The following is an 18,368-nucleotide window of genomic DNA, read 5'->3' on the forward strand; positions in this document are numbered from 1 at the left end:
GGAACCGGAGAAACCAGAAACGACGAATCCAGGGAATCTAGGTAAGACAGAACTGGAAAACTCAGAGATAATGAAACCAAAAAATCCAAGAACAACAAGTTCAGAGAGCCAGGATAAGACAAACCAAGAAAGTTTAAGAGTAATGAAACCAGGAAAATCTGAAACTATGGATTCAGCTCAATCACAAAAAGAACTCCCAAAAACGGGACAGAGAACTCCTCTGGAACCATATATGGGGGCAGTTCTTGTAATGATGAGTTTTGGTTTACTCGTATTAGGTAAGAAAAGACAACAATAATGAAAGCAAAAAAGGTATCCAAAAAAATATTTTTGGGTGCCTTTTTTACTTTATCCCGTATATGGTAAGATCTCCAAACTCAAGGTACAGAGAGATAAGGAAGATAGTTGGGGATTCCTATAAAAACTATGAACGTTTCCGCAACATTTCCCGTTGTCTCTTTCGAATAAAAATTATACCAAGATATAATAGAGTTATAATATTAGAAGGGGTGTCTTTTATGAAAAAAGAAAAAAGACAACGGCTAATTAAACAATTGGTGGAAGAGTATGAAATAGATACACAAGAGAGATTAGTAGAATTGTTGGCAGAACAAGGCGTATTAGTGACGCAGGCTACTATTTCGCGAGATATTCGTGAATTAAACTTAATAAAGGTAACTTCTTCAAATGGATTAACTATATATAAGGTTTTCTCAGAAGACAATTTACAGACTGATATGAAGTTAAAGAAAAAATTAAGAGAAGTTGTCGTAAAGGTTGATTATGTAGATCAACTAACGGTTATTAAAACGTTACCTGGTAATGCCCATGTTATTGGTGCCTTATTAGATTCCTTAGATTGGAAAGAAAAAGTAGGATGTATATGTGGAAATGATACATGCCTTGTAATTTCTCGGTCACAGTCGGATAGAAAGATTTTAGAAGAAAGATTGAATTTAATTATGTAGATAAAAATCCTGTTTCCAATTTTGTTGGAGACAGGATTTTTTTTAGAGTTTTCATATGAATTAAGGAATCCGATATTCACCATATATACGTAATATATAGCTGCTTTGCGAAATATAGAGCAAAAAATCTTATAAAAATACAAATATATATTATTTTACAAAATAACTTGTGAAATATTTCACTTAATAATGTTAGCGTTTTCACAAAGATAGAAGCACATACCGTTTATTATGTACTTGTAGACAACAACCAAATTTAAAAGGAGGTACAACAAATGAAACATCCGATCCATGTTACTTCAGAAATTGGGGAATTACAAACGGTTTTATTAAAACGTCCAGGTAAAGAAGTGGAAAACTTAACGCCAGATTATTTACAGCAATTATTATTTGACGATATTCCATATTTACCAATTATTCAAAAAGAACATGACTATTTTGCACAAACATTACGCAATCGGGGTGTTGAAGTTCTTTATTTAGAAAAACTAGCAGCTGAGGCGTTAGTTGATAAAAAACTTCGTGAAGAATTTGTTGATCGTATTTTAAAAGAAGGACAGGCTGACGTAAATGTTGCACATCAAACTTTAAAAGAATATTTACTTTCCTTTTCAAATGAAGAATTGATTCAGAAAATTATGGGGGGCGTACGTAAAAACGAAATTGAAACGAGTAAAAAAACCCACCTGTATGAATTAATGGAAGATCATTATCCATTTTATTTAGATCCAATGCCAAATTTATATTTTACTCGTGACCCAGCAGCTAGTATAGGTGACGGTTTAACAATTAATAGAATGAGAGAGCCAGCACGGAGACGTGAATCATTGTTTATGGAATATATCATTAAACATCATCCACGATTTGCAAATCATAATGTGCCAGTTTGGTTAGATCGTGATTATAAGTTTCCAATTGAAGGTGGCGACGAGCTGATCTTAAATGAGGAAACAATTGCAATTGGAGTATCTGCTCGTACTTCAGCTAAAGCGATTGAGCGTTTAGCTAAAAACTTATTTAGCCGTCAAAATAAAATTAAGAAAGTACTAGCAATAGAAATTCCAAAATGTCGAGCATTTATGCATTTAGATACAGTATTTACAATGGTTGATTATGATAAATTTACAATTCATCCAGCTATCCAAGGACCAAAAGGAAATATGAACATTTATATTTTAGAAAAAGGAAAGGATGAAGAAACTCTTAAAATTACACATCGTACCTCTTTAATGGAAGCGCTAAAAGAAGTATTAGGCTTAAGCGAATTGGTACTTATCCCTTGCGGAGGAGGAGATGTGATCGCTTCTGCTCGTGAACAATGGAATGATGGATCGAATACATTAGCAATTGCGCCAGGAGTAGTTGTTACATATGATCGCAACTATGTATCAAATGCTTTATTACGGGAACATGGTATAGAAGTTATTGAAGTATTAAGTTCGGAATTATCCCGTGGTCGTGGGGGTCCACGTTGCATGAGTATGCCAATTGTTCGAAAAGATATTTAGTATAAATAACGGAGAAAGTAGGGATGAATCATGTTGATGACTAAACCAAACTTAAAAGGAAGAAGTTTTCTTGCTGAAAAAGATTTTACAGAAGAAGAAATGTTATATTTTCTAGATTTAGCAGCAGAATTAAAGGAGAAAAAGAAAAACGGTATTCCGCATCGTTATTTAGAAGGTAAAAACGTAGCGCTCTTATTTGAAAAAACTTCAACTCGTACACGGTGTGCATTTACGGTGGCATGTACGGATTTAGGTGCAAATCCTGAATACCTAGGTAAAAATGATATTCAGCTTGGGAAGAAAGAATCAGTTGAAGATACAGCAAAAGTTTTAGGTCGTATGTTTGACGGGATTGAGTTCCGTGGTTTCGCTCATGCAACAGTAGAATCTTTAGCTGAAAATTCCGGTGTACCTGTATGGAACGGTTTAACAGATATGTGGCATCCAACCCAAACACTTGCAGATTTGTTAACAATTAAAGAGCATGTGGGACGTTTAAAAGGGGTTAAGCTTGTATACGTTGGAGACGGACGGAACAACGTAGCAAATAGCTTGTTAGTTGGTGGTGCAATTGTTGGAATGAACGTATGTATTTGTACGCCAGAATCATTATTCCCAGCACAAGAAGTAATCGATACAGCTAAAAAATATAATGATCAAGTCATGGTAACAAGTAATGTAGACGAAGCTGTTGCAGGTGCAGACGTAATTTATACAGATGTATGGGTATCAATGGGAGAAGAAGACAAATTTGCTGAACGTATTGAACTATTGGCACCTTATCAAGTAAATATGGAAATGATTAAAAAGACTGGAAATGAAAATATGATTTTCTTACATTGTTTACCTGCATTCCATGATGTGGAAACAGCGTACGGAGAAGACATATATGAAAAATATGGATTAAAAGAAATGGAAGTAACTGACGAAGTATTCCGCAGTAAGCATTCAAAAGTATTTGATCAAGCAGAAAATAGAATGCATACAATTAAAGCGGTTATGGCAGCTACTTTAGGAAATATGGAATAAAGAAGGGGGAAATCCTCCTTCTTTCTCCTCCTTTAGACACTATCATTCACTATTGTTGTTTTATTCTTATTGCAATTAAAGAGAGGTGAGTGTAATGGGTGAAGAAAAGAAATTAGGATTACTTACTTTAACAGCCCTTGTAGTTGGATCTATGATCGGTGGTGGCGCATTTAACTTAGCAGGTGATATGGCAAAAGGTGCTGGTGCCGGGGCTATTATTATCGGTTGGGTTATAACGGGAATTGGAATGATTGCTCTTGGATTATCATTTCAAAATTTAACTGTAAAAAGACCAGATTTAGATGGTGGTATTTTTAGTTATGCAAAAGCAGGATTTGGTAATTTTATGGGGTTTAATAGTGCGTGGGGATATTGGTTATCTGCTTGGCTTGGGAATGTAGCTTACGGTACGTTGCTATTTTCTTCATTAGGTTATTTCTTCCCAGTTTTTGAAGGGGGACAAAATATAGCATCGATTATTGGAGCGAGCGTATTACTATGGTGTGTTCACATGTTAATTTTACGCGGTGTACAATCAGCAGCACTTGTAAATTTAGTAACTACAATTGCAAAGCTAGTGCCTGTATTTGTCTTTATTGTTGTAGGAATTTTCGCCTTTCATATTGATATTTTCTTAGATGGATTTTGGGGACAAGCTGGTTCCTTTTCTTGGGCAGCGGTAGGTAGTCAAGTGAAGAGTACAATGCTTGTAACTCTTTGGGTATTTATTGGTGTAGAAGGGGCAGTTGTTCTATCAAGTCGTGCAAAAAGCAGAAGTGATGTTGGGAAAGCAACTGTCATTGGATTAATCGGCACACTCATCATTTATATCCTACTTACATTACTATCTCTTGGCCTTATGCACCAAGCTGATGTTGCTAATTTGAAAAATCCATCTATGGCGTATTTATTTGAAAGCGTTGTCGGAAAATGGGGCGCTATTTTTATTAACTTAGGTTTAGTAATTTCTGTATTAGGTGCTTGGTTAGGATGGACTTTACTCGCATCTGAAATTCCGTATTTAGCTGCTAAAGACGGAGTATTTCCAAAGTGGTTTGCGAAAGAAAATAAAAACAAAGCTCCTGTAAATTCATTATGGATAACAAATGGTTTAATTCAAGTTTTCTTATTAACATTTGTTGTTTCAGATCAAGCATATCATTTTGCATTTTCTCTCGCTTCCTCTGCTATTTTAATTCCGTATGCTTTGTCAGCATTCTATCAATTTAAGTATAGTTTACAATCTGAAGAAAAAGATCGAACAAAAAATATAATCATTGGTTTGGTAGCAAGTATTTATGGAATTTGGTTAGTTTATGCAGCTGGTTTAGACTACTTAGTACTAACAATGACGTTATATGCACCAGGTATTTTCATCTTTTACAATGTTCAAAAGCAAACGAATCCAAAACAAATATTTACACGTGTGGAACTGGCATCTTCTGTAGCGATTGGTGCCTTAGCATTTTTTGCGATTTACGGATTAATTACAGGAAGTATCACTTTATAAAAATTTGTGAAAATGCAATCAATTGGAGGGTTGAAATATGACACGTAGAAAAATCGTAGTTGCACTAGGAGGAAATGCTATACAATCTGGAAATGCCACTGCCGAGGCGCAGCAAGAAGCGTTAGAAAGAACGGCGGAACAACTCGTTAAAATTATGGAAAATGATATGGATATTGTTATTGCACACGGGAATGGTCCACAAGTAGGTAATATTTTATTACAACAAAAAGCAGCGGAAACAGAAAAAACACCGGCAATGCCGTTAGATACTTGTGGTGCAATGAGCCAAGGAATGATTGGATATTGGATGGAAAATGCAATCGAAAAGGCTTTGAAAAAGCGAAGCATAAAAAAAGAGGTAGCAACGGTTATAACACGTGTTGTCGTGGATGAACAGGATGAGGCATTTAAAAATCCAACAAAACCAATTGGTCCTTTTTATACAGAAGAAGAAGCAAGAAGGTTAATGGAAGAAACAAAAGCTGTATTTAAAGAGGATGCAGGAAGAGGATGGAGACGGGTTGTTCCATCACCAAAACCTGTAAGTATTCATGAACATAAAGTAATCAATTCATTAGTGGAGGGTGGAAATATAGTAATTGCTGTTGGAGGCGGCGGAATTCCGGTAATTGACTCTGAAGAAGGATTAAAAGGAACTGAAGCTGTTATCGATAAGGACTTTGCTGCTCAAAAGTTAGCTGAGTTAGTAGATGCTGATACACTTGTTATTTTAACTGCAGTTGATTATGTTTATGTGAATTTTAATCAGCCTAATCAAAAAAGATTAGAGGCTGTTACAGTTGATGAATTAGAAGGATATATACAGGAACATCAATTTGCAGCGGGAAGTATGCTCCCAAAAATTGAAGCTGCTATTAGTTTTGCTAATGCAGATCCAAAACGAAAAACAATTATTACTTCTTTAGAAAAGGTATATGAAGCATTAGAAGAAAAAGCAGGTACTATTATTTCTAAGCAGGATGCATGTGTTTGTGTATAAACATAGCGAATTGTAAAAAGAATGAAGTGATCAACTTCATTCTTTTTATTTATTAGTATTTTTTGTAAATAATGTTCATAAAGTATTCATGACAGGAAAAAGTTTACTATGTTAAGTATGGTAAAATAGTATTGAATACGCTTTCTTAATGCTTCACTCCGACATATAGCAAGAAAGAGGGAGTTTTATGAATAGACGAAACGTAGTTAAAGATCTGAAGCAGTTTGAATTATTTGCTCATTTAACAGAAAAAAAATTGAAAGGCTTAACAGAGTTTGTTTATTGGCGAACTTATAAGAAAGGTCAATTTTTATTTTTAGAAGGTGATTCAAGAGAAAGAATTTACCTTATGTTAGATGGTTTTGTGAAGTTAGAGCGGGTGAATCAAAGTGGAAATTTAATATATGAGGACTATGTAAAGAGATATTCTATTTTTCCTTATGGCGGTATGTTTACAGATAAGAGTTATAATTATACGGCGGAAGCAATGACAGATGTGGATGTGTATTATATTCCTACAGTGATTTTTGAGGATATGGTAAAAGCAAGTCGTACACAATTAATGTACGTTGTTCAGCAGTTATCCTCGATATTAAAAATTAACGAAAATCGTGTGCAAAATATTACGATTCCAAATGCGCAGGACCGCGTCATTCAGACATTAAATTATTTAATGAATGATCTAGGAGAGCAGGATGGGGAAGGGATTGTAATTGCATGTCCGCTCACCACAATCGAAATTTCCAAAATATCGGGAACGTCTCGGGAGACGGTTAGCGGTGTGTTAAAACAGTTAAAGAATGAAAGCATTGTTACGGTTTCAAGTAAAAAAATTATTATACATGACCCAACTTATTTCGAGGAAGTTTCGATGTGAAAACTTTATAATAAATATTAGATAAGGGAAAGTGTTGTTACACTGGGACAATGCTATACATCAAAACCCCTCTTTTTAGGTGGGAGAGAGTATCTAGCCATACATAGAAGTGGTCAGTGCCTGTTTCTGCTACATGCGAAGTAAAAACAGAAAGAGCAAACGAGTGTAGGTTACTCTTTATACTGCATAGCAGGGATTTAAATGTCGAAAAATGAAAATGGATGTATATACATATCAATTCTCTTATTCATATTGTATATTAATAAGGTTCTTTATATATTTATAAGGAACTTTTTTATGTTATTTACTATAAAGAGATTGTATATTCCGATAATGTTAGCTAAAATCGATAATAAAAACAAAGGGGAAGGGAGAAAGAATGATTCGGATTGAATATGATCGATTAGTAGCTATTTTTTACAGTATCGGGGTATTACTATTAATAAAAATGCCAAATGATCATGAATTGATTGGGGAAAAATTATTTCACGCGTATGGGATTCCAGTAGATACATATATTTATATGGGCTATAAAGTTTCGAATATATGGATTTGTTCTTTTGTATTACAAGTAATCTCTTTTCTATTTCTTATGAAATGGTTAGAAAAGAAGGATTCTAACTGGTTGAAAAAGTTAAATAAAATAAAAGTAGCGTGTATAAGTGTCCTCATTATAACAATGCCATTTACTTTAAATAAAACGCTTCAAATTCTTGATAAAACATGGTACTACGCAGGCAAAAAAGGACTAGAAGCAATTGAATACAAAAAAGAGGATAGCCAATGTACGATGAAGAAAAAGGGAGATAATTTTGAACAAAATTGCGTCGTCACTTTAAAAAATTATTACAATCAGTCACAAGCAGTACAGCTTGTTTTATATCAAGGTGCAAATCAGAATTTGCAGAGCTATCAAGTACCGAAGCCTATCTATTTACAGAGACATGAAACAAAGCAATTTGAATTTCAAATTCCGATTGCTTCAGGTGAAAGCATAGCGAAAAATAAAGCACCAAATATTAAATTACAGTCATTAAATGAAAATGATAAGACATATAATTAGCTTGTAATAGCGAGGTTATTATTAAGGGAAATCATTAGAAATAAAAAAGTAAACTTTAGTCATCCAAAATGTTACGGAGAATTCGGGCATAAATTGGATGATTTTTTAATTGTCATTTTAGTAATAATAAGAAGTAGTGAAAAAAATTCTAACGGGTTTGAGCATCATAAACATATGTAAGGTAATTAAATAGGGGAATGTTTTTTAAAGAAAAGTAGATATTTAATAATAAGATAAAAATTCCCGTTACAAACTCTCCATATTTTGTTATAATAGTGTTACGAAAACGTTTGCATAAATTTTATAAAGAGTGCAAAAGGAGAGAATTATTATGAATAAAACATGGTGGAAAGAAGCTGTCGCTTATCAAATTTATCCACGCAGCTTTATGGATTCCAATGGTGATGGTATTGGAGATTTACAAGGTATTATTGCAAAGCTTGATTATTTAAAGGATTTAGGTATAGATGTAATTTGGATTTGTCCAATGTATAAATCACCTAATGATGATAATGGTTATGATATTAGCGATTATCAAGATATTATGGATGAATTTGGTACAATGGCTGATTTTGATGAACTATTAGATGAAGTGCATAAGCGTGGTATGAAGCTAATTATTGATTTAGTTATTAATCATACGAGTGATGAACATCCTTGGTTTATTGAATCACGTTCGTCTAAAGATAATCCAAAACGTGATTGGTATATTTGGCGTGATGGTAAAAATGGAAAAGAGCCAAATAACTGGGAAAGTATTTTTAACGGTTCTGCTTGGGAATATGATGAAATGACAGATCAATATTTCCTACATTTATTCTCACGTAAACAACCGGATTTAAACTGGGAGAATACAGAGGTTCGTGAAGCTTTATATGATACAGTGAATTGGTGGCTAGATAAAGGAATTGATGGCTTCCGTGTTGATGCAATTAGTCATATCAAAAAGGAAGATGGATTAAAAGACATGCCAAATCCAGAGGGCTTAACCTATGTACCTTCTTTCGATAAACATATGAATGTGAATGGTATTCAGCCATTATTAGAAGAGTTAAAAGATAACACATTTTCTAAATACGATATTATGACTGTTGGGGAAGCCAATGGTGTCAAAATTGAAGATGCTGATCTTTGGGTTGGAGAAGAGAATGGTAAATTCAATATGGTGTTTCAGTTTGAACATTTAAGTTTATGGGATGCAGAAAAGAAAAAAGAACTTGATGTTGTAGAACTGAAAAAGGTGTTAACAAAGTGGCAAAAAGGATTAGAGAATAAGGGATGGAATGCGCTGTATATTGAGAATCATGATAAACCACGTATTGTTTCTACGTGGGGAGATGATCAACAGTATTGGCGTGAAAGTGCAACGGCTTTAGGAGCAATGTATTTCTTTATGCAAGGAACACCGTTTATTTATCAAGGGCAAGAAATCGGTATGACAAATGTTCAGTTTCCAAATATTGAAGATTATGATGACGTAGCAATTAAAAACTTATATCGTCAAAAAATTGCAGAAGGGGTATCACATCAAGAGATGATGGAAATTATCTGGGCATCTTGCCGTGATAATTCACGTACACCGATGCAATGGAGTAATGAAGAAAATGCTGGTTTTACAACAGGTACGCCGTGGTTTGGAATGAATCCAAATTATAAAGAAATTAATGTTCAAAAGCAGCAAGAAGAAGCAGATTCTATTTTAAATTTCTATAAGAAAATGATCGCGCTGAAAAAAGAGAATGATGTATTTACTTATGGTACGTATGATTTACTTTTAGAAGATGATCCACAAATTTATGCGTATACACGTACGTTACACGATGAAAAAGTGATTGTTATTAGCAATATCTCGAACGAGAAAGCTGTGTACAATGAGAGTGTATTCGCACTAGAATGCAAACGTTTGCTTTTGAATAACTATGAAGTATTAGAACATGAAACAAATAATACAATCACGTTGAAACCTTATGAAACAAGGGTTTATCGTATTTCATAAAAAAGGGATGCTCTCGTAGCATCTTTTTTTTATGAAAAAATCTAAATTTTTATTGCAATGTGAAAACGCTTTTATTAAAATAGATTTATGAAAACGTTTGCGCTATAAAAAGAAAGGAATCGTTTTCATAAGAGGAGTAGCAATTATAATCTATATCCATTAGGGATGCTATAAATAAGAGGGAGGAAGAAAGAGATGAAAATTACGTCTTTTGATTTTTGGCAAAAGTTCGGGAAAGCATTGCTAGTTGTTGTAGCAGTTATGCCAGCAGCTGGTTTAATGATTTCAATTGGTAAACTAATCGGTATGTCTGCTGGGGATATAAATGCAGTACATACCATTGCTAGAGTAATGGAAGACATCGGTTGGGCAATTATTACAAATCTACATATTTTATTTGCAGTAGCAATCGGGGGATCTTGGGCGAAGGATCGTGCAGGCGGTGCATTTGCAGCACTATTGGCATTCATTTTAACAAACCGAATTACAGGAGCTATATTTGGTGTAAACGCTGCAATGTTAGCGGATTCAAAAGCAAAAGTTTCTTCATTATTAGCGGGTGATTTAGTTGTTAAAGATTATTTCACTTCAGTACTTGGTGCACCAGCACTGAACATGGGAGTTTTCGTAGGGATTATTACAGGGTTCTTAGGAGCTACTTTATATAACAAATACTATAATTATAATAAATTACCACAGGCATTAGCGTTCTTTAACGGAAAACGATTTGTACCATTTGTTGTAATTGTATGGTCTACAGTTACTGCGATTGCTTTATCACTTTTATGGCCATTTATCCAAAGCGGATTAAATGAATTCGGTCGTTGGATTGCAGCATCAAAAGATAGTGCGCCAGTTGTTGCGCCGTTCGTATATGGGACATTAGAGCGTTTATTATTACCATTTGGATTACATCATATGTTAACGATTCCGATGAACTACACGGAGCTTGGCGGAACATATACGATGTTAACTGGAGCAAAAGTTGGTCAGGTTGTTGCAGGACAAGATCCATTATGGCTTGCATGGATTACTGATTTAAATAACCTGTTAGCAAAAGGGGATACAAAAGCATATCACGATTTATTAAATAATGTTGTGCCAGCTCGTTTCAAAGCTGGACAAGTTATCGGTTCAACTGCATCATTAATTGGTATCGCATTTGCGATGTTCCGTAATGTCGATAAAGATAAACGTGCAAAATATAAACCAATGTTCTTATCTGCAGCATTAGCAGTATTTTTAACAGGTGTAACGGAACCAATTGAATTTATGTTCATGTTCATTGCACCAGTATTATATGTTGTATATGCAGTTATAACAGGACTTGGATTTGCGTTAGCGGATTTGATTCACTTACGTGTTCATGCTTTTGGTTTTATTGAGTTACTTACACGTACACCAATGATGATTAATGCAGGATTAACAAGAGACTTAATTAACTTTGTCGTTGTATCAGTGATATTCTTTGGTTTAAACTTTACAGTATTTAATTTCTTAATTAAAAAATTCAATTTACCAACACCAGGTCGTGCTGGTAACTATATTGATAATGAAGATGAATCTTCAGAAGGAACAGCGAATGTAAAAGAAGGTTCTTTAGCAACAAAAGTTATTGATCTGTTAGGCGGAAAAGATAATATTGCTGATGTCGATGCTTGTATGACACGTCTGCGTGTAACGGTAAAAGATTTAGATATTGTTGCACCAGAAGCACAGTGGAAGCAAAATGGAGCTTTAGGTTTGATTGTAAAAGATAAAGGTGTTCAAGCGGTATATGGTCCGAAAGCAGATGTATTAAAATCAGACATTCAAGATATGTTAGGTGCATAAGTAATGAAATTACTAACTTTAAATTGCCACTCTTGGCAAGAAGAGAATCAATTAGAAAAAATAAAATATCTTGCTAAGGTAATTCAAGAAGAGGATTATGATGTCATTGCATTGCAAGAAGTCAGTCAGTCTATACAAGCTCAAAGTATATGTGAGAACAAGAAAGAAGATAACTTTGGTCTTGTATTACTTGCAGAACTTGAAGCGCTACATGTAAGAGGTTACGATATCGTTTGGGATTTTGCTCATATTGGCTATGATATATATGAGGAAGGATTAGCAATTATAACGAAGCATCCAATTGTCGAACAGAATTCTTTCTTTGTATCAGAAAGTAAGGATACATCTTATTGGAAAACACGTAAAATTGTTAGTGCAACAATCTCTTATAAAGATAAGAATATAACATTTTATTCTTGTCACCTCGGTTGGTGGAATGATGAAGAAGAAACATTTCAAGGACAAGTAGATTGTTTAATGAAGCATGTGGATGGAAATGAACTTTCTTTCTTAATGGGAGATTTTAATAACAATGCTCGTTTGCAAGGAGAAGGGTATGATTATCTCATGCAAAAAGGTCTCTATGACACATACAAATTAGCCGTGAAGAAAGATGAAGGAACAACCGTGCAAGGAGAAATTGCTGGTTGGGATGAAAATAAGCAAAACTTACGAATTGACCTTATTTTAAGTAACAAGCCAAAAACAGTTACTTCTTCAAAAGTCATTTTCAATGGTATAAATCGAAATGTTGTTTCAGATCATTTTGGAGTAGAAGTTCAATTGGATATATAATATAGAAGAAATCCTCATAGCGATTTAAGAGCTGTGAGGATTTTTTCTATAAATACAAGTATTTCCAAGAGAAAATACTTGTATTTTTTATGACATTTCCTGTATATTTGTTATCATTGAATGTAAAACCGAATTGGTCATTTTGTATGCATACTTTTTTTACTTCGTTATATAATGAAGTAAGTAAAAGATTTAATTGGAAAAATAGTACATTTTCGTTTAATCCACGATGTAGAAAATGATATAATGGCAAAATGCATGTATCATTTTCTAAAGAAGGAAAAATATATAATTAGGTGATAGCTTATATGAAACAAATATGGCGTATTTATACGACAGACTTACGGAATGTAGCCAAACATTGGGCTGCGATTGTAATTGTATTAGGGCTGATGGTTTTACCATCTTTATATGCATGGTTTAACATTAAGGCTTCTTGGGATCCATATGGAAATACAAAAGAAATCCCAATTGCAGTTTCTAACGAAGATGCAGGGGCAAACTTACGGGGAAAAGACATTAATATCGGGAAAGAAGTTGTAGATTCACTTAAGAAGGATAAGAATTTTAACTGGAAATTCGTTGATGAAAAACAAGCAGTTTATGGAGTGGAACGCGGAGATTATTACGCAAGTATCACGATTCCAAAAGACTTCTCAGAAAAAATTACGACTGTTATTAGCGATAATCCGAAAAAACCAGAACTTGATTATTTTGTGAATGAAAAAGTAAATGCCATTGCACCAAAGATTACAGCAAAAGGTGCATCGGGTATAACAGAAGAAATTAGTAAAAACTTCGTTAAAACAGCGAATGGTGAGATTTTTAAAATTTTCAATGACCTTGGAATCGATTTAGAAACAAACTTACCAAGTATTGAAAAGGTAAAAGATCTTGTATTCAAGTTAGAAGCACAATTACCAGAAATGAATAAACTTGTGGATACGGCATTAACAGATGCTGGTAAAGCACAAGATCTTGTAAAAGTCGCACAAGAGAATTTACCAGTAGTGGAAAGTGTGATGAATGATGGGCAACAAATGACGAAAGATCTGGATGCATTCTTTGCAAGAAATGGTCAAACGTTAGAAGATGCTCCTGGAGTCATGAAAAATAATTTGACTGTATTGAAAAAAGGGATGGATGGTGCAACAACTGCTACGGATTTCTTGATGCATCCAGGAATTGATTTCAATCTAGATATTCCAGACCTTCCGCAAGTTAATGTAGAAGGATATAAAAATATAGCAAAAAATATTAATCAAACAGTAAACAGTGTTTTTGGCTCTGCCCGTGTGGGAACAGCATACGCGCAAAGTGTTATGGATGGCTTGCAAAATGGAAAAATTGATCCAGAGATAGCGAAGAAAAATATAGAGACTGTTTCTAATAATCTTCAGACTCATACTGATAATGTTTCTTCTCTGATTGCTATGATGTCTAAGCTTGAGCAGAGTGTGCCAACTGATTTTGGTAAAGATTTCTTTGGTACAAGAGTACAACATTTAACAGCGATTAGAGACTCTATGCAAGATGTAAATAATAGGATTAAACATGTTGGAGACTTAATTAGCTCAGGACAAGAAGTAAAACAAGATGTAAGAGATGCAATTAATCAAAAGTTAAATGCAGTAAACGGTTTAATTGATCAAGCTGAAAAAGATTATAACGAAACTTTTGTAGCAGGTTTCCAAAAAGCAGTTAGCACAGCCGAACAGTTGAAAAATATAGTAGAAGAAGGTATCCCAAATACAGTAGAAGATTTCAAAAAGGCAAAAGAAGATTTGAAAAATAAAGGTGTTAACGGACTAGATGGTACAAAAACCGCTTTAAATAGTCTAAACGGCCAATTCCAAGCAGGTATAAATATGATTGATGATATGATACCTGTCTTAAATGATTTAAATAAAATTTTAGGTGATGTCAATAGTGATAAAAATGTTAACGATCAGATTGCTAAGTTAAACAAAGCAAAAACGGATCTTCAAAAAGGAATGGATTTAACGAATAAAGGAATTGCTGCTATTGATAAAGGGCAGCAACCAGCAAAAGATGTCATTGAAAGCATTAACCAAGTATCAAAAAGTGTTTCAGCACAATTAGGCGATATTTTAGCAAAATATGATTCAGAAATCGTTCCAAACTTTAATGCAGCAATTGCTCGTACAAAAGAGATGTCTAAAAATACATCTAAAATTTTAAGCGATGCAAATAAAAAGCTTCCAGATGTAAAAACATTACTAGAAGATTCATCAAAAGGTTTAGTAGAAGGTAAGAAGAAAGTTGAAGATATTAAAGCTGAGATGCCGGCTGCTGAGAAAAAGATTAAAGAATTAGCAAATAAAATTCGTGAATTTGATTCACAAGAGGATATAAAAGACATCATACGTTTATTGAAAAATGATGTTGAAAAGCAAAGTGATTATTTTGCAAGTCCGGTGAAATTAAAAGAAAATAAATTATTTGCGATGCCAAACTACGGTTCAGCGATGTCACCATTCTATACAGTGCTTGCACTATGGGTAGGGGCATTGTTAATGGTTTCGTTATTAACAGTAGAAGTACACGAAGATATAGACTATAAGAGCCATGAGATTTACTTCGGACGTTTCTTAACGTTCTTAACGATAGGTCTTGCGCAGGCGTTTATCGTATCGGTGGGAGATATATACTTACTTGATACGTATGTAGTTGATAAGTTCTGGTTTGTGTTATTCAGTTTATTTAGTAGTGCAGTCTTTGTTTGTATCGTATACTCACTTGTTTCTGTTTTCGGAAACATCGGGAAATCGATGGCAATCATTTTACTCGTACTGCAAGTGGCTGGATCAGGCGGAACATTCCCAATTCAAATGCTTCCAAAATTCTTCCAAGCAATTTATCCGTTCTTACCGTTCACATATGCAATTAGCGCGATTCGTGAAACAGTGGGCGGAATGATTTGGGATATTGTGATAAGGGATCTTCTTGTATTAAGTGTCTTTGTGGTGATCATGCTTGTACTTGCATTAGTACTGAAAACACGAATTAATAAGTCGAGTGAAAAGTTTGTTGAGAATGCAAAAGGAAGTAAAATTATTCATTAAAAATAAGAGGTTCCTACTGAAAACGGTAGGAACCTTTTTGTTTAATCAAATTTTAATTTCTTTAATGCTTCTGCTAATGCATTATTCAATGGTTCTTCTTCTTTTTGTTGTTGTTTCATATATTTTTGGACGTCTCGTTTATCGGCTTTGTTGCCCGATTCTTTCTTGCGTCTTTCTTGGAATGTAGAAAGTTTTTCGCGATAGCCACATTTACATGCAAAGATTTGACCAGCTCCTTCACCACGAAGCTCCAGTTTCTTTTTACACTGAGGGCAGCGTGCATTTGTAGTGCGGGATACATTTTTACGATGACCACACTCGCGATCTTGGCATACAAGCATTTTCCCTTTTTTACCGTTTACTTCTAACATTGGTTTACCACAGTCTGGACAAGATTTCGTTGAAATGTTGTCGTGTTTATATTTTTTATCGCTCGATTTAATTTCAGCAACAATCTCTTTTGTATAGTTTTTCATTTCTGAAATAAATACTTCTTTTTTTAATTTCCCTTTTGCGATCGCTTCAAGTTTTTGCTCCCATTCACCAGTTAGTGTAGGAGATTTTAGTTCTTCTGGCACTAAATCAAGTAACTGACGGCCTTTTGAAGTGATATGAATATCTTTACCACGTTTTTCAATTAAGAATGAATTGAATAGCTTGTCGATAATATCAGCTCGTGTAGCTACAGTACCCAGTCCGCCAGTTGACTTTAACGTGTCAGCAAGTTGTTTGTTTTGCGTATCCATGTATTTTGTTGGGTTTTCCATTGCTGAAAGTAATGTTGCTTCATTAAAGCGTGCAGGTGCTTTCGTTTGACCTGATGTTTGGACAATTAGTTTTACGTTTAATGTATCGCCTTTTTCGATGCGAGGTAAGATTTGTTCTTTTACATCATCGATTGCAGCATCATCTTCAAATTGATTTTCATAAACTTCTTTCCAACCAGCATGTAAAATCGTTTTTCCTCGTGCGATGAACGTTTCGTCACCAATTTTCGTGCGTAATGTTAGCTGTTCATATTCAAAGGCCGGGAATAAAACGGCTAAGAAACGTTTTACAACTAAATCATAAATTTTACGTTCTTTATCTGTGAAAGCCGAGAAGTTAACATACCCTTCTGTTGGAATAATAGCGTGATGATCGCTTACTTTACTATCATCAACAAATGATTTATTAGATTTTATCGGCTTATTTAAAATCTTATGTGCTAACGAGCGATATTCTCCTACACCGCACGCTTTTAGTCGCTCTGGAAGTGTTCCAACGATATCAGATGAAATATAGCGTGAATCTGTACGAGGATATGTTAGCACTTTATGTTGCTCATACAATTTCTGCATAATGTTTAATGTTTCTTTAGCAGAGTAACCGAAGATTTTATTTGCATCACGTTGTAGTTCAGTTAAATCATAAAGACCAGGAGAGAATGATTTCTTTTGTTTTTTATCAATTTCCACAACAGTAGCATTTTGTTTATCTAGATTCTTTACGATACCATCAATTTTTTCTTTATTAAAACTACGACTATTCCCTTTTGCATCTTGCCAAGTTAGTTTTAATTTATTAGTTGTTTGAGCTTCGATACCGTAGTATGTTTGAGCTTTAAAGTTTTTAATTTCATCTTCACGACCAGCAATAATAGCTACAGTTGGTGTTTGGACACGACCGCAGTTTAGTTGTGCATTGAAGCGAGTCGTTAATGCACGTGTTGCATTAAGACCGATATACCAATCTGCTTCTGAACGCGCAACGGCTGAAGCGTATAAGTTGTCATATGCTTTACCTGGTTTTAAGTTTGCGAAGCCGTCTTTGATTGCTTTATCGGTAACAGATGAAATCCATAGACGCTTGATAGGTTTATTAATTTTAACTTTATCAATAATCCAACGAGCGACTAATTCTCCCTCGCGACCTGCGTCTGTAGCTACAATTATTTCATTTACATCTTTTCTAATCAGTTGGCTTTTAACAGCATTAAACTGTTTTCCCGTTTGTTTGATCACAACTAATTTCATACGTTCCGGAAGCATTGGAAGATCTTCAAGATTCCATGTTTTATACTTATTATCATAAACCTCAGGGTCTGCAAGCGTCACTAAATGCCCAAGAGCCCAAGTCACGATGTATTTGTCACCTTCTAAAAATCCATTCCCTTTTTTTGTACACTTTAATACTTTTGCTATATCACGTGCAACTGATGGTTTCTCAGCAATTACTACACTCTTTGCCATTTATTCAAACTCCTTTACTAACTATATACCGTTTAATATACCACAGTTTTCAAGAAGAGCAGTAAGGAACACCTTCTATTTGGCAGTCATAATTGACATGGCTTGTTTAAGAATCTCTACTTCTTGTCTTAATTTCTTATTCCCTCTATAAACCTCATTAAACTGCTTTGGAGTAACTATCACTTGCTGTTTTGAATACAACTTAATCCATTTTAATTTTTCAATATCTAAATCCCTGCTATGCAGAACAAAAAATAACCTACACTCGCTTGCTCATTCTGTCTTTACTTCGCATGTGGCCAAAAAAGGCTCTGACCGCCTCTATGCATGGCCAGATGCTCTTGTCCGCCTAAAAAGAGGATATATATATAACTATTTTAATTTTTCAATATCTAAATCCCTGCGATGCAGAATAAAAAGTAACCTACACTTGTTTGCTCATTCTGTCTTTACTTCGCATGTGGCCAAAAAA

The 18,368-nt window shown here is 34.3% G+C and carries 13 protein-coding genes; 12 read left to right on the top strand and 1 reads right to left on the bottom strand.

Going from position 1 to position 18,368, the window contains the following annotated elements; genetic code table 11:
• The 12 genes from COO03_RS19140 to COO03_RS19200 all read left to right on the top strand — a co-directional run.
• A partial coding sequence (locus COO03_RS19140; protein WP_141539361.1) for an LPXTG cell wall anchor domain-containing protein occupies nt 1-298 on the top strand: 298 nt, incomplete at its 5' end.
• Between the two features lie 220 nt (nt 299-518).
• Nucleotides 519-968: an arginine repressor gene (argR, locus tag COO03_RS19145; RefSeq protein WP_097898680.1), complete on the top strand. Its 450-nt coding sequence runs from the start codon at nt 519-521 to the stop codon at nt 966-968.
• A 275-nt stretch (nt 969-1,243) separates the two neighbouring features.
• Complete coding sequence (gene arcA, locus COO03_RS19150) at nt 1,244-2,476, top strand: arginine deiminase (RefSeq protein WP_097898681.1); 1,233 nt, start codon at nt 1,244-1,246, stop codon at nt 2,474-2,476.
• 30 nt (nt 2,477-2,506) lie between these two features.
• The gene (gene argF, locus COO03_RS19155) at nt 2,507-3,505 is read left to right on the top strand and encodes an ornithine carbamoyltransferase (protein ID WP_097898682.1); all 999 of its coding nucleotides are present in this window, start codon (nt 2,507-2,509) and stop codon (nt 3,503-3,505) included.
• A 94-nt stretch (nt 3,506-3,599) separates the two neighbouring features.
• On the top strand, nt 3,600-5,015 hold the full coding sequence (arcD, locus tag COO03_RS19160) for an arginine-ornithine antiporter (protein ID WP_097898683.1): 1,416 nt from the start codon (nt 3,600-3,602) through the stop codon (nt 5,013-5,015).
• Nucleotides 5,016-5,052: 37 nt separating this feature from the next.
• Complete coding sequence (gene arcC / locus COO03_RS19165) at nt 5,053-6,015, top strand: carbamate kinase (protein WP_097898684.1); 963 nt, start codon at nt 5,053-5,055, stop codon at nt 6,013-6,015.
• A gap of 187 nt (nt 6,016-6,202) precedes the next feature.
• The gene (locus COO03_RS19170; RefSeq protein ID WP_097898685.1) at nt 6,203-6,892 is read left to right on the top strand and encodes a Crp/Fnr family transcriptional regulator; all 690 of its coding nucleotides are present in this window, start codon (nt 6,203-6,205) and stop codon (nt 6,890-6,892) included.
• A gap of 379 nt (nt 6,893-7,271) precedes the next feature.
• The gene (locus COO03_RS19180; RefSeq protein WP_097898687.1) at nt 7,272-7,955 is read left to right on the top strand and encodes an ABC transporter permease; all 684 of its coding nucleotides are present in this window, start codon (nt 7,272-7,274) and stop codon (nt 7,953-7,955) included.
• A 331-nt stretch (nt 7,956-8,286) separates the two neighbouring features.
• Entirely contained in the window at nt 8,287-9,951 is a 1,665-nt protein-coding gene (locus tag COO03_RS19185; RefSeq protein ID WP_097898688.1) for a glycoside hydrolase family 13 protein, read from the top strand.
• A gap of 195 nt (nt 9,952-10,146) precedes the next feature.
• Nucleotides 10,147-11,784 carry a PTS transporter subunit IIBC gene (locus tag COO03_RS19190; RefSeq protein WP_097898689.1) on the top strand — a complete coding sequence of 546 codons (1,638 nt, stop codon included), beginning with the start codon at nt 10,147-10,149 and terminating at the stop codon, nt 11,782-11,784.
• A gap of 3 nt (nt 11,785-11,787) precedes the next feature.
• Nucleotides 11,788-12,579 (top strand): endonuclease/exonuclease/phosphatase family protein, encoded by a 792-nt coding sequence (locus COO03_RS19195; protein WP_097898690.1) that lies wholly within the window; start codon nt 11,788-11,790, stop codon nt 12,577-12,579.
• 308 nt (nt 12,580-12,887) lie between these two features.
• Entirely contained in the window at nt 12,888-15,665 is a 2,778-nt protein-coding gene (locus tag COO03_RS19200; protein ID WP_097898691.1) for a YhgE/Pip domain-containing protein, read from the top strand.
• Nucleotides 15,666-15,706: 41 nt separating this feature from the next.
• On the opposite strand, the gene topB is transcribed toward COO03_RS19200, so the two are convergent.
• A complete protein-coding gene (gene topB, locus COO03_RS19205; protein ID WP_097898692.1) occupies nt 15,707-17,896 on the bottom strand; it encodes a DNA topoisomerase III in 2,190 nt (729 codons plus the stop codon).
• Nucleotides 17,897-18,368 lie beyond the last annotated feature (472 nt).

Source organism: Bacillus sp. AFS098217 (assembly GCF_002551815.1).
Classification (GTDB): Bacteria; Bacillota; Bacilli; order Bacillales; family Bacillaceae_G; genus Bacillus_A.